General features: G+C 27.9%; 11 protein-coding genes and 1 other RNA gene. 11 read left to right on the top strand and 1 reads right to left on the bottom strand.

Translation table 4 applies throughout. From position 1 onward, the window contains the following. Positions 1-16: 16 nt before the first annotated feature. Positions 17-526 (top strand): DnaD family protein, encoded by a 510-nt coding sequence (locus ACQH24_RS05855; RefSeq protein ID WP_425379677.1) that lies wholly within the window; start codon positions 17-19, stop codon positions 524-526. On the opposite strand, the gene ACQH24_RS05850 is transcribed toward ACQH24_RS05855, so the two are convergent. Continuing rightward, positions 501-1,010 (bottom strand): Holliday junction resolvase RecU, encoded by a 510-nt coding sequence (locus ACQH24_RS05850; RefSeq protein WP_425379676.1) that lies wholly within the window; start codon positions 1,008-1,010, stop codon positions 501-503. The two genes, ACQH24_RS05855 and ACQH24_RS05850, sit on opposite strands and share 26 nt — an antisense overlap. A gap of 69 nt (positions 1,011-1,079) precedes the next feature. Between ACQH24_RS05850 and ACQH24_RS05845 the strand changes: the two genes are divergently transcribed. From ACQH24_RS05845 to ACQH24_RS05800, 10 genes are all read left to right on the top strand, one after another. Beyond that, complete coding sequence (locus ACQH24_RS05845) at positions 1,080-1,406, top strand: DivIVA domain-containing protein (protein ID WP_425379675.1); 327 nt, start codon at positions 1,080-1,082, stop codon at positions 1,404-1,406. A gap of 69 nt (positions 1,407-1,475) precedes the next feature. Then, an RNA gene (gene rnpB / locus ACQH24_RS05840) (RNase P RNA component class B) lies at positions 1,476-1,842 on the top strand. A gap of 149 nt (positions 1,843-1,991) precedes the next feature. After that, on the top strand, positions 1,992-2,915 hold the full coding sequence (locus ACQH24_RS05835; RefSeq protein WP_425379674.1) for a hypothetical protein: 924 nt from the start codon (positions 1,992-1,994) through the stop codon (positions 2,913-2,915). Positions 2,916-3,153: 238 nt separating this feature from the next. After that, entirely contained in the window at positions 3,154-4,113 is a 960-nt protein-coding gene (locus ACQH24_RS05830; RefSeq protein WP_425379371.1) for a transposase, read from the top strand. Positions 4,114-4,304: 191 nt separating this feature from the next. Beyond that, on the top strand, positions 4,305-6,212 hold the full coding sequence (locus tag ACQH24_RS05825; protein ID WP_425379673.1) for an ABC transporter ATP-binding protein: 1,908 nt from the start codon (positions 4,305-4,307) through the stop codon (positions 6,210-6,212). Between the two features lie 136 nt (positions 6,213-6,348). Further along, positions 6,349-7,143, top strand: a complete 795-nt coding sequence (locus ACQH24_RS05820; protein WP_425379672.1) for an alpha/beta fold hydrolase — start codon at positions 6,349-6,351, stop codon at positions 7,141-7,143. Continuing rightward, positions 7,059-7,289, top strand: coding sequence for an alpha/beta hydrolase (locus ACQH24_RS05815; protein WP_425380702.1), 231 nt, complete (start codon positions 7,059-7,061; stop codon positions 7,287-7,289). The genes ACQH24_RS05820 and ACQH24_RS05815 overlap by 85 nt, the downstream gene beginning before the upstream one ends. A 116-nt stretch (positions 7,290-7,405) precedes the next feature. Continuing rightward, entirely contained in the window at positions 7,406-8,314 is a 909-nt protein-coding gene (locus ACQH24_RS05810) for a hypothetical protein (RefSeq protein ID WP_425379671.1), read from the top strand. A gap of 92 nt (positions 8,315-8,406) precedes the next feature. Beyond that, positions 8,407-10,608, top strand: a complete 2,202-nt coding sequence (locus ACQH24_RS05805) for a lipoprotein (RefSeq protein WP_425379670.1) — start codon at positions 8,407-8,409, stop codon at positions 10,606-10,608. A gap of 21 nt (positions 10,609-10,629) precedes the next feature. Further along, the gene (locus ACQH24_RS05800; protein ID WP_425379669.1) at positions 10,630-15,015 is read left to right on the top strand and encodes an FtsX-like permease family protein; all 4,386 of its coding nucleotides are present in this window, start codon (positions 10,630-10,632) and stop codon (positions 15,013-15,015) included. Positions 15,016-15,138: the final 123 nt, after the last annotated feature.

Below are 15,138 nucleotides of genomic sequence, written 5' to 3'. Positions count from 1 at the left end.
TAAGTGGCAATTTTTGTTGAGCCATTACAAATTAATAAATTTATCAGAAGAACAGTTAGTGTTAATTATGTTGATTATGAACTGTTCTTCTTCTGATAAAAGGTTCATCACTCCGTTAGAAATTGCTAATCATTCCAATTTTACTGAAACGCAAGCAAAAAACATGCTAGATCAATTAAAACAAGCAGGTTTTATTGATATTAAAATGAAAAAAGATGTTTTAGAAATGGATTTATCCCCAATTTTTAACAAAATAATTATTGCAATTGAAAATCTAGAGTTAAATGTTGAAAGAAAAATTTTATATGATCAAATCAATCAAATTCTTCACGAACCTTTAACTGAACACGAAAAAGCCACCTTAAATACTTACTTAGTAAATAAAATTTCTGATTTTCAGATAACCCTAATTATTACTAATCATCAAGAAACAAAAATAACGTTTAAAGAACTTATCAAGTTTATTGATAATTATTTAAAAAATAAACCAAAATCATTAACTAAATACAATTGATTAATTGATTAAGAATTGGTTTAAAATCAAGAAAATTAGGAAGGGTCAGAAAAAGTTCATAGCCATTTTCTTCAAAAAAAGAAAGTGGAATTTGTTTTGCTGGTATTAGTTTTATTCATTCGATTATTTTCTGATATGATAAAATAAAGTAACGATCATAACAATGAAAATAAATAATAATAAAACTAATGCCATGATGGTTTTTAACTAAAGCTAATTGCTTTAATTGATGTGCTTTAATGTTGTTTAAATTGAATTTTTGCTGATTAGTTTCTTTTGCTTCAAATTCGATATAATGGCCTTGATAAAGACCATAATAATCACAACTAGTTTTTTCTTTGAAATAACCTTTGATGATTAAATGTTGTTCTTTTTCCAATGGAACAATATTGATTGACCGTTTAAAAAAGAGACCAATATTATCATCATAGTATTTTTGAATAGTATAGTTTAGTAAAGATTCTAAAAACATTCCACGATTATTGGGTAGATGCATAATTGTTTTCTCCTTTAATAATATAATTAACAAAAATGGACCTTTGTTCCTTGCAAAAGAGGTGTAAAAATGAAAACAATTAAATTACGAGCAGTTGACATTATTAATAAAGAATTTCAAGTTGATTATCAAGGGTATGACCCCAATGAAGTTGATATGTTTTTGGACATGGTTGCAACTGATTATCGTGTTTTTGAAGGAATTATGAATGATTTTAATAAAGAAATGAAATATTTGCGTCAGCAACTAAATGATTTACAAGATAAAAATGATGTTTTAAAAGCGCAACTAGATGAAACAAAAGCCCAAAAAGCACGATTAGAAGAAGAAGGTTTTTCAAAAGCTGATCTGATAAAACGAATCCATAATTTAGAAGGTAAGTTAAATAATGATTAAACTTTAACAAATGGTTTTTAGTAAAATTAACATTTTATGGCTAAGATATAGTATAATTATTGTGAGTTATAACGGAACTAGTTGCTATTAATAACAATTAATAGAGGAAACTCCACGCTCGCACAATCTGTGATGATTGTAATGTTTGTGCTAATTTAATTCATAAAATTAGGCATAAGGAACCCTTATGACGGCTGAAAAAAATCCTAAGTTATTATTAATAAGGAATTTTTTCTGTAAAAGTGCCACAGAAACGAGTTTTTAAAGAAATTTAAAAAATGGAACGGGTAAACCCCACAAGCGAGAAACCTAAATTTTGGTAAGGGAACTTCTTTTTTCAAAATAGAAGAAAATAAGAAGATCAATTTCAAAAAATTGATAGATAAATAACTAGTATTTTATTTTTTAAATAAAAAACAGAACGTGGGTTATGATGTTATGACTTTGTAAATAAAAATAGATAATTCTATTTTTATTTTTTTTATGGAAAATAAATTATAATTTATTTTATTAAAAATTTATTGTTATGCTTGACTTTTTAAAAAGATAAATTATAATTTTTATAAATAAGAAAGGAAACAAAAAATGAAAAAAAATATCAACAATGATTTAACAGTGAAAAATGATTCAATTTGAATTCGGATTAAGAAATCATTATTTCACAAAGAGTTATACAATCAGAGGTCCATTACATTTAAAATTACAGCAGCAGCAATTTTTTTAGCGGTTGCTGTTGGTTTAAGTTTATTAGAGATTTTTAATGTGCCAACACCTTGGGGGGCAACATTTGGTCTACGCTTTTTTGATACATTAGTTATCATTTATTCAATTTCAATTGTAGGATTAGGTTTTGCTTTATTAGAGGGAATCGCATTATCATGAATTCACAATTTAATTGATGGTCATCATACTTGAATTGAAATGGCATTCTTTATGATTTCTAATATTGTGGTTGTTTTTATTACATGGTTTATTTATTACATTGTATTTAATGCTTATTACAAAGTAAAAGTGCCCGAAGATGTTACCGACCATAGTATTCATGAATATCATTATGTTAAAAAACCACATGATCACCATCATAAAATTATTAATATTGATTGAACGAAAAAAATTCTAGCGTTTGTAATTATTGTGCCATTATGTGCTTTAGTTGAAGCATTAGCATTATTAATTACGGCAAAGATTTTAGTAAATATTGGGAATACAAATATGGAAGTCGAGCATGTTCACATGGTTAAAAATCAAATTGATATGTTAGCATCAACAGCTAATATGCCAAATGAAGTTATTAATTCGTCAGGTGGTCTTACTCTTGCTCACGCTGGTCATGATCATGACCATAATAATGGTATGGCCTCAATTTTTGAATCATGACAACATACCTTAATTTTTGTGGGAATCTTCTTCGGAATTTTTACTGGAAAATACATTCTTAATGCGACATTATTTTTATTATTAGAACGACGAACAAGACAGTTAGTTGATCGGTATGGAATATATGTTTAATAGAACTTTTGAATGGATAACAAAGATTCGGATTTAATCAAATAGATTAAATCTTTTTATTTATGAAATCTTACAGTTGATTTAAAGAATATTATTATGCTTTATATGAATGAAACAAATTTGCAGGAAATCTTTTTAATATTTTTAAAAATTTTCTTTAATTTTGTCGAAAACTCTTGATATTTATAGAATATATCTAATTTTAGGTATATTTTTAATATATAGAGGTAAATAATTGATGGAAAAAATAATTACAGAATTAAAAAACAGTTTTACAGATGATCAATTTTTAGAATTTGCTGAAAAAATAAAAAAAGAAGCAGAAGTAATCAAAAAACAAAAACGTTTAAATGAAATTGATCAAAAATTTAGAGATAAAGGCATTATATGTCCTGATTGTAAATCTTATCATTGTGTTAAAAATGGTCATAATCCCGAAGGAAAACAAAAATATTTATGTAAAAAATGTCGTGCTAGTTTTGATGCTTTTCGTCATCATTTTACTTATTGAAGTCATTTAAATTATGAACAGTGAAATTTATTAATTCAAATTTCATTATTAGGACAATCTAGTAAAATAATTTCCCGTTTTATTAAAACAACACCAAAAACTGCTTGATATAATCGTCAAAAATTAATGCAATCAAAACAATTAGAAAATACTCAATTAAAATTTAAAAAATTAAATGGTCAAATCCAAATTGATGAAACTTTTATTAAAGAAATCCATAAAGGTAATTTTAAAGATAAATTTGATAAACGAAAAACTCATCTTGATCCATTTTCAACTAATACCAAATGCTGTATTCAAATGGTAGTTGATAGCAATAATAATATTTTTGTTCAATCCACCAATACCAAACGATTACAAAAACAATGAATTATTGAAAATATGAATAAGCAATTAATTAAAGAAAAATCAATAATTATTTCTGACATGCAACCATTATATTTATTAGTAGCAAAACAAACAAATTCTACTCTATATTCTACCAAAACTAGTACAAACCCTGATACTAGTTATCGAAAGTTAAATAAGATTAGTAAATTACAATCGAGTCTTAAAGAAGCCTTAATTCATTATCATGGTTTGGGTTTCACTAATATTCAAAATTATTTAAATCTATGAAAATGAAAATACCAACATAAAGGTTTAACACCAAAACAACAATCAACGGTATTATATTTTAACGTTTAAAAAATTTAAAGCAAAATCATGATCTTAAACAAAATTATTTTTCAAATTGTCATATTGATGATTTTTTTATTTCATCAAGAGTTTTCGACAAAATTAAAGGACAAAATTAAAGAAAATTTTTATTTTTTTGATATAATATAATGATAAGAAAGCTTATTGAGTAAGCTTGTTCTAGAATATGAGGTGAGTTTATGGGAAAAATTAAAGAGTTAATTGATATTAATAAAATTGAAAGAAACTTAGATTATAATGAATTAGACCAAAAGAATCAGACTCGTAAGCAAGAAACACCATTAGAGATGATGAAAAATATTAAGGCACCACGAATCGGTTTTTTTAAGTTGGTGGCACTTTATTATCGTCGGTATTTGTGACGAGCATGTACAATTTTATTTAGTTTAGTGTCGAGTTCAATTTCAATTGTAACAATTACGCTTTTAATTAATAAATTGATGACGCAAATTTTATTTGAATTCGGAAATGATCCTGAATCATTATCAACAGGATTAGATTGATATATTTGATTAATTATTATTGGTGTTGTCTTAATTATTGGTGTTGTTACAACAAACATTCGTGAACGTATTGGGGGAATGTTAGGGCGAACTATTGAAATTGATGTGCGAAATGCTGTTCTAAATAACTTAGTTAATTTAAACATTGGTTATTACTCTGATAAAAAAATTGGTGAAACAATGACAAAATTAATTAATGATACCCAAATTATTGGGGATGAATCGCAATTATCCCCAGCTAACTTAATTAGTATTCCAATTATTTTTATTGGAAGTGCAACAGTGTTATTAAATATTGATTGAAAATTAGCCTTAATTTGTTTAAGTGCAACAGCATTATTTATGACAGCAGTTGCCGTAACATTTCGTTCACAAGCATCAGAAACAGAAAATGTTCGTGCTAAAATTACGGATGTCAATGGTGATGTAACTGATCGAATTGCTTCAATTGCACTAATTAAAGCAACGGGAACAGAAGAATATGAACGTGTCCGATTTGAACAAATTCATAAAGAATACTACCGAGTTAATCGTCGTTTGAACCGAATTCAAGCGCGAATGACAACAATTATTATTCTTTGTGCACTAAGTTTGACTGTGATTGTTGTCTTATCAAGTATTATTTTATATGGTAATAAAGGACCAGAAAGTACTAATCATATTATAAAAGTTTTACCAGCTTTTATTACAGGAGTTAATACTTTAGCCTTTCCAATTTGAACATTAACAGGACTTGTGCCAGGATTAGCACGGGCAACAGCATCAACAAAACGAATTATTCAATTAGTTCGTGTTGATACAACAATTGGGCCAAATCGTGATGCGCCTAATGTTGAAAAAATTGTGGGTGATATTATTTTAAAAGATATTGTTTTTGAATATCCCGAAAAACCAGGAGTTACTATTTTACCTAAAACAACTTTAAAATTTGAAAAGGGCAAAAGTTATGCTTTTGTTGGAGAAACTGGAAGTGGTAAATCAACAATTTCAAAATTATTACTTCGTTTCTATGATCCAACTAGTGGTGAAGTTATTGTTAATAATACTAATTTAAAAGATTTAAACTTATCTAGTTATTTAACACATGTGGGTTATGTAGAACAAGAACCAAAAATCTTATTCGGCGATGTTATTTATAATGTTCGGTATGGAATGTTTAATGCCACTGAAGAAGAAGTTATTGCAGCTTGTAAAAAAGCTAATTTACATGATTTAGTAATGGGTTGAAAAGATGGTTATAATACTATTTTAGGTGAGCGTGGTTTTATGTTATCAGGAGGGCAAAAACAACGTTTAGTTATTGCACGGATGATTTTAAAAAATCCACAAATCTTAATTTTAGATGAAGCAACGAGTGCTTTAGATAATATTGTTGAAAAAGAAATCCAAGCTGAATTAGAAAAAATTATGGTTGGAAAAACAACAATTTCAATCGCTCACCGCTTAAGTACCATTAAAAATGTTGATCAAATTTTTGTGTTAGGAAAAGGGCAAGGAATTATTCAAAGTGGTAAATACGATGAATTAATTACTATTGAAGGACCATTTCGCGATTTACATCGTGCTGCTACTCAAGGTCGATAAGAAAGTAAGTGTCACACGACACTTTTTTTGCTTTTTGGTTTTTGTGAAGTTATTTTCAAACAAAGGACTTTTAATAACATCATGGAAATGTTAAAATTTGATAAGTTGATTTCTAACGGGAAGGATGATAATAATTATGAAATTTAAAGAATGGAAGCAGTCACTACGTGATGGCTCAGAATTACATATGTATGAATGAAAACCAATAAATGAAAATGAGATTAAGGCAGTTGTTCAATTAGTACATGGTAGTGCCGGACATGCTTTACGGTATGAAGATTTTGCAAAATTTTTAGTGGCCAATAATTATGCGGTAGTTGCAGAAGACCATCGTGGGCATGGTAAAACTGCTGATGATTCAGAAAATTTAGGCTTTTTTGCAGAAGATGAGGGTTGAGAAAAAATTATTGATGATTTATATGAAGTGACAACTTATATAAAACATTCTTATCCGAAACTGCCAATTGTCATGTTTGGCCATTCAATGGGATCTTTTATGGCCCGACATTATGCAATTAAATATGGAACAAATATTGCGGCTCTAGTAATTTGTGGCACGGCGCATTATCCAAAACGATTATTAAAATTTTCAGTTAAAATGGCCCGTCTTGGTCAAAAAATCAAAGGACCAAAATCAAAGGATAATTTTATTTATAAATTTTCTTATGCTCCTTTAAATTTACGTTATAAAGATGAAGGCGATTTGGGAACGGAATGATTATCAACGGATAAAAAAGTTCAAGAAGCATTTGCTAATGACCCCTTAACAGGTCAGGTTTTTTCAACGAGTGCTTTTAAAGATATGTTTACAGGGTTATTATTTATAACTAATAAAAAAAATATTAAATTAACGCCAAATACATTACATTACCCTTATTATTTATTGCTGGACAAGATGACCCTGTTGGAAAATATGGTAGGATGGTCTTAAAAACAGCTGAATTGTATCGTAAAACAGGAAAAAAAGTTAAGGTAAAATTATATCCAAATGCCCGACATGAAATTTTAAATGAACCAATTAAACAAGAAATTTATCAAGATATTTTAAATTTCTATAATAAAAGTCTTTTTCGATAGTCAAAACTAATTTTTTACAAAAAAACAGGGGCCTTGCTCTTGTTTTTTTTTTTTTTTTTTGCTTTAATATCTTTAATAAGAACTAATTAGATTATTTAAAATTTGTGGGGGAAAAAATGAATTTATTAAGCAAATTACCAAATTTTAATACCCCAGATTCGACTCCATTTTTTTTCGATTCTACATTGGAACATATGACAATAATTTTTCTAACAAATATTATTATATTCTGTTTTATTTTAAAAGTTATTACATATTTTGTTAAAGTTTATTCCGCTAAATTAAAATTAGGAGTTTTAGCAACAAAATATTTTTTTAACGGAACACTAATTATTAGTCAATTTATTGCGACAATAATTTTACAGATTATTGTTGCTAACATATATGTCTCCGGCTACGATGTTGCAATTCATATTGCAATTGAACTCGTGTTCAGTTTGCAGTTTGTAATTGGAGTTATTATTTTAATGAATAAAAAAGTTTTAAATTATATTTTTAAATTAATTATGTTAATTTTTATTTCATTTCTGTTGTCATTTTTATTGGGAAGACAATTATTAATTTGATTACATAATGTTAATAATAGTGAAATTCTTGTTTTATGGTTAACATGAACTGTTTTAATAGGTTTTATTGTTACATTCTTTTACTTATTTGAGTTAAAAACAACCTTTTTACATGAATTTACTTTTCATTTATTAATTTTGCTAATAACAATTAGTAATTTTGAAAGTCATTCGCATGACTTAAAGATTTTGCGTCATTCATTATTTTTAAAAATTTTATTAAAGTTAATTAAAGTTTTATGTTTATTAGATTTGTTTTTTCTAATAAAAACTGTTAAAAAAACAATGCAAAATTTATGAGAAGTTAGTGTTAATGAAACAATGGAATTAATTGAGTTATCATTATTATTAAATGCACTTCATTTTTTTAATATTAGTCAAAAAAACGGTTTAGAAAATTTACCAAATAAATTTTTAAAAAATGAAATTAATGGTTGAATGGGGTCATTACAAGAATAACCTAATTGTAAAATTAATTAAATTCAATGATTTAAAGAAAATAATTTATTATCAAAAACAATGTCTTAATAAGAACAAAAGAGGAAAACACTATGCGTAAGTTACTTAATATTTTGGCTGCTACAGTATTAGTCACAACTCCAACTATTACTGTTATTAGTTGTAAAAATAAGGGAAAAGATCAGACTGGAAATAAATATAAAGATCCGGAAGTTGAAAATATGCCGAATGGGCCATTAAAATCAAAAATTTTGCAAACAACATTATTTACTAAAATGGCAATTGCTAATCGACATGAAAATTTGAATGCTTATACACCATCAATTTTACAAATGCTGCCCCGCTTACCAGATTCATACAAAGATAAAGATGGTAATTTAGTTGATGTTGACTATTATCGTAGTCGTTATTTTAACACAAAAGATGGGATGCCATTAAACAAATTAGAATCAGCCTATGATTATATGAATATTTTGGATACTAATTTGTATAATACTGAGCATCAAGCAAATTTAAAAATTCCAAAATATTTTGAGAATGATCCTTTACCAACAATTCCGAATTTTGCCACAAACAGTAATATGTTAAATTATTGATATGATGGCGGAGCATTATCAAATTATTCAATTGCAAAAGAAATTTTACCAACGCAAGAGGGTGATTCACGATTACGTAAATCAGTTATTGATGCATATAAAAAAGCAATGTTTGAATTACCACAAACAACTTATTTTTATGATTTAAATTTAAACTATAATTCATTAGCAACAAAAAATATCAAATTTGATACCGACACAAATTCAAACTTTATTATTAATGGACAAAAATTTGCGACAGGTAAATCATTTGTTACAGCACAAAAATCCGAAGAACAAGATAAATTGATGGTAATTTTACAATTAATTTCAATGGCAGATATGTTTACCGATCGTTCACAATCAAAAACATATATTAATCAATTAAATAAATTTTTATCGTTGTCAAAAGATGCGGATGGGAATTTTTTAGGTAGTATTTTAGGAGCAATTTATTATAATGTTCTTGGTACTCCGACCGAACCAAATGATCCAAATACTCCTAATCCGAATTATGAACTTGCGAAAAAAGGTGTTTCATTAGCCTTAAGTTATTTAGGAACAACAGCAAATGATAAGCAAGAAATTGCGACAAAAGTTAATGATTTTTTTGATAAACAATCACAAGTTTTTAATGATTTATTATTAGTAAAACCAATGCAACCTAATTTAGATTTATCAAAACCAGAAGATCAAGTTAAAAATCGTGTTGCAATGTTTCTTGGGAAAACGCCGAATTTACATTTAGCAGATCTATTATTTAAAAAAGATTCTTCATCAAAATCATTAGCTAATTTATTTATTGAATTTGGGAATGAAGTTGATGGTTGATATACCAAAGCAACAGCAGAACAACAAAGCGATAGTAATAATGCTGTTGGGGCCTTTTTAAAAATTGCTGCTCAACAAGTTACACCAGGTTTTAAAGTTATCTTACAATCAATGGCCAAAATGTTACTATCAAAATCAAACGGTGGTTTAGGAACATTATCAATTAATGATATCAATAAGTTTATTGTAGCTTTATCACAAGGAATTTTAAATAATGCTGATGCATTAACAAAAGTTGAACAAATTTCGTGATCTGATCCAAATAACCAAGAACAAAATCAAACTGAAATAGCAAAATTATTAACTGGTAGTGATGATCCAACGAAACCAGCAGCAGGTTCATTTATGGACGTTGCTTTTACATGATTTAATGATAAAACACAACCAGTGCGATCGTTTTTAAATAAATTATATTTTGATCCTGATTCAGAAACGCGAAAAGATTTCTTAGCAATTAATAATGCTTTATATGACTATACGAATACATTATTACTAGGAGATAATTGATTTATTAATAATGGGAAGTTTTTAAATGAAAATGAGATGCAATATGATATTGAATATAAAGGTACCGGTGATGCTGATGTTGCGGCTAATTTAGACTTACATGACAAATGATATGTTGCAAAAGATGGAATAAAAACATATCAGGATTTAAATGCGGCTTATCTAAAAGCGTTAGGAAATTATGATTTAGATTGATTTTCGAAGTATGATGGATTAGGAAATAACTATCAAAAAGTTAATTATAAATATACTGTTTCTTGAACAAATGTTAATCCAGGTGATGATAGTCATCAGTATTGGGTTATTTCTAATATTCAATGATTTGCAAAAGATAGTAACGGTCAATGGAAACGTTATTATGATGTTGTACAAAATGATTAAGGGAATACGATAGGATTAAGCATGAAAAAAACATTGTTAATGAAACAAGGAATTTTAGGAATAATTAAAGCAAAAGGGCAATTTATTTCATTGTTCCTTTTAATTTTTATTTGTTCAATTATTACATCGTGTTTATTCACAACGGTAACTAGTTTGCAAACAGCTAACCGCCAAATGGGTTATGGTAGTTTTGATTATAATTATTCTTTTCATTATTCGGCAATGGATTTTGAAAATTCAAATATGCAAACAATTACGCCAAGTTTTGCGTTTGATTCGGAATATGTCTTGGTGAAAAACGATGATAATAAATTAACATATCCAAGAATTACAATTGGTGCTGCCGATAGTGATGTTTTTTATGGTCTGACCCGTCAAGACATTACTTTTAATAAATTATCTTCTGGGCAAATATCTGCTTTGGGATTGGCTTTGAAAATTCGCTTATCTGCCCCAAGTTATCAAAATACGTTAATTGCAAAATTACGGGCAATGGGATATAACAATTTGGCTGAAGAATATTTTGCTTCTTTTAAAACAACACAGATTTATAAGAATTTTTTAGGAATTATTACAGATTATATTAATAAAGATTTTTTAAAATCTAATGCAGGAGCAACAACAGCAGAGATTCAAGATGCAATTGCTACTTTTACTAATGGTCAAGCAGATTCAAACCATAAAGCAGTGAATCGCTGATGTTGAGAGATAGAGAGAACAAACAATGATTTTATTTGTTCTAAACCGGATAGTGTTAGTTTTATTCCGAATATTACAGTAACGTTAGGAGTAAATAACAAATCAATAAGTGATGTTAATGAAAATTCGTTATTTAAAGAAGGCTTACGAGGTAATTTTGGGATTGCAGCGCATTATACAGTCATAGATAGTGCTGGGAATAAGGAAACACGAATTCAATATTTAGCGAAGTCACCATATCAATATATTGACAAATTAAACCAAACTGGAATTAATGAAGGGCGAATGGTTATTGGTGATTTATTTAATAAGGTTACTTTTTTTGGAAATTATAGTGAACGAAGTGCTTTCATTAATTTTGTTTCAAACTATTATAAAATGTTAGGAATTGTTAGTAATTTTGGTATTTCAATGCGCCAAGAAGTTACGACATGAGATATTGTTAATAATTTAAAATATAAAGTAATTGGATGACATGATTTATTAAAAGAAAACCAATTAAAAATTTTTGATAAAGTGCCAGACTGAGAGGGACCATCAATTAACGAGTCAACATTAAATAATTATTATGCTATTGTTAGTCCAAATTATTTAAAAATTCAAAATAACAAGTTGCGGGATGAAATTAAAATTGGCCAACAATCCTTTACCGTTGGGGGAGCTGGTGGGGATACTTTAAACATTTATCCAACAATTTATGAAACCGATTTTATTCCCAATTTTAAAATAGATACCGTGGTTTATTTGTCTTCATATGGGATGTCATTATTGTCGGAAGACAATAATAAAGGGTTAATTAGTCTGAAGGATAATTCTCTTGTTTTTTTAAAGAATTTAACTGGTTCACCAGCAGCTAATTTAGAACTTTTTAAAAATTATTATGCTAATAATCCTAATCAATTAGATGTTTATGCTAAAGCATTAGAAAAAAATAATAATCAAAACCACCATGAGCTTTCAATTGGAACATTTGAGGCAAAAAAAGAAACAGGGCAATTAACACGGCGTTATGATTTATTAGCAAAAACAATTAATGTTTATATTTATATTGGGTTATTTTTTATTATTATTTTTGCAATAACATTATTTGTTGTTTCGTACATTATTATTAAAGAAATGATTAAAAGAGAATCATCCCAAATTGGAATGTTAAAAGCGGGTGGTTATCATCTGCGCGAAATTGCCTTATCTTATTGAAGCATTTTGATGATTAGTATTTTAATTGCGGTGCCAACCGGTTGAATAGTTGGAATAACGACCCAGCTCTTTGTTGTTAAATTATTTAATTTATTCTTTATTATTAATTGAACCTTTACTTGAAACTGAATGATTTTACTTTTATTACTTGGTTTTTTTGTGGCATTTCTATCATTAATTACTTTCGTTACTTGTTATTTCTGAATTAGTAAAACTGAGGTATTAAATTTAATTTATCCAACCCGCGAATTAAATGTTGATCATAGAATGGCACGATCAGTTCGTAGTTTGCACTTTAAAACCTTTGTTGGACGGTTTCGGATGGTGGTATTATCAACTTCCTTAAAACAAGCTTTTACTTATTTAGGAATCTTTACCTTAGTGACTTTTACGTTAACCGTATTATTGTTAGCACCAGTTTATGCAAAAAACTTTAATACAAATTATTATAAAAATGTTAAGTATGGCAGTGAAATTAATTACAGTAATGTAATTAGTAATAGTCCATTATCTTATTATAAAACATATCCATGGCAGGGGATTAATAATGTTCCAAATACTAGCGATCCAATTGATAAATATTTATATCCAATTGGAGGGGTAACACCATTACCAAATTATTATAGTATTGATGGGGGAACAACGATTAAACCGCTAAAAGCAGTGCAACAGGAACCAACAATAGCAGGGATTATAAAAGATATGCTATCGTATAACTTTGTTACTTTATCAGGAACTAATTTATCATTAGGAATTTTTAGTTATCTAAATGAATTAATAAAAAATTCGGTCGGAGGAGATAGTGTTCGTGCTTTAATTTCAGAAATTTTATGTACTGTCTTACCAAAAGCACTTGGCATTGGTGCAATTCCATATCCACCATTTCCTGATAAAGGTGATTATGTTGGTTTATGAAAAAATTGTTTTAGTAAAGCAACGAATGGTATTATTCCAGCGGCGATTAAAGAAGATTGAAATAAAAATCCTGATCGGGCTAATCATTTTGCATTAGGGATTGGAACAATGAGTTACAATCCTGCAACGGATGATGTTTTTACTAATTTTGACACGACTTATAATGATGAAAAATTACCAGTCTATGGGATTAATCCAGATACTAAGATGTTGAAATTATCACCACGAGATCGGACAATTTTAACTTCAGATAATAATGATCAGGTTGTCAAAGCAATTGCTAATGTCACGGCCTTGCAGCGTTTAAACTTGCGGGTCGGAGATGAACTTACTTTAATTCCGCACTTATCAACTTTACAATATAATGTTGGTCCAAAGCAGTGGTCCGAGTTTAGCAATAATAAGACAGCGTTACAGAATCAAACTTGAAAATATAATCGTAGTGGCAATCCAGGTGGATGAGATCCAAACAATTATCAAAGTTTATATTCTTTAGATAAAAGCCATTTTACTTATATTAAAAATGTAAGTAATGATACGAAGTATTACGCGACCGCAGATCGCAATAGTGAATATTATAATTTAAATAATGTTGAATTATGAATCCCATCTAATCCAGATATGGAAAAAATTTGAACGAAAAAAATAATTACTTTAAGTAATGGGCGGCAACGAAAATTATTAGAAGTATCAACGGGAACGGATAAGATTGTGCGGAAAGAAAAGATTAATAATCAAGAATATTGAGTTATTAAACCGTATGATTTTAATTTTGATGGTTCGTATAGTGGTGATTTTGTAAATGGAATTCCAACAACATGATATCAAGCGGCAATTGATAATGATTTTATTAAAGTGAGACCATCAATAAATCCAATGCCAGTTAAAGTTAAAATTGCTAACAGTATTGCAACGTATGATGCGCCCCGATTATTTGTTAGCCTGCAGAATGCAAATCAAATTAGTTTATTTCCAACAACCAAGTTAAGTGATAATCTTAATATTATGCAGTGATATAACGGAAAATATACAACTGAATTGCAACCATCTGATCAAATTAATCGTTATGCCTTATCATCAACAAATGGTGATTTATCCTTAAATAACTTTGCCGATTCTTATCGAACATCCATCTTATCGGCCGACTATGTTGGTATTAAAGGACAAGTAATGAATCGAGTTATTATTATTGCATTATCGGTGGCTTTAATTTTTATTGTTATCATTATTATGGTCTCTGTCATTACAATTTATTTTGCTGTTGATTTATTTATTAAGAAATTTATTAAAATTATTGCAACAATGAAAGTGCAAGGTTATAGTAGGTGGGAAATTAATAATTTAACCTTAGGAATTTTTATTCCATTTGCAATTGTTGGTTGACTAATTGGGTACTTTATTACATGAGGGTTAACCTGAACAATTACCCAAAAGGTTCTAGTATTCTTTAATTTATATGTTCCGATTGGAACAGGGTTAATTACCTTACCAATCATTTTAGGAGGAATCATTGTTTTATATGTTTTTTCATATTTTATTTCAATGAAAAAAATCAATAAATTAAATATTCAACAAATTGTCATGATGGACAGCTAAGATATTACCGCTGAAAATTAAAAATTATAAAAAAAGTATTAATATAATACTTTTTTTAATTTAGGAATTATGTAAAATGAAGTGCAACAAATCTTATTAATTAAATAATAAAACAAAAATTAT

Origin of the sequence: Spiroplasma endosymbiont of Stenodema calcarata (genome assembly GCF_964031205.1) — a bacterium.
Taxonomy (GTDB): Bacteria; Bacillota_I; Bacilli_A; order Mycoplasmatales; family Mycoplasmataceae; genus Spiroplasma.
Note: the sequence above shows the minus strand (reverse complement) of the source record. Positions and strands in the feature narration are given on the sequence as shown.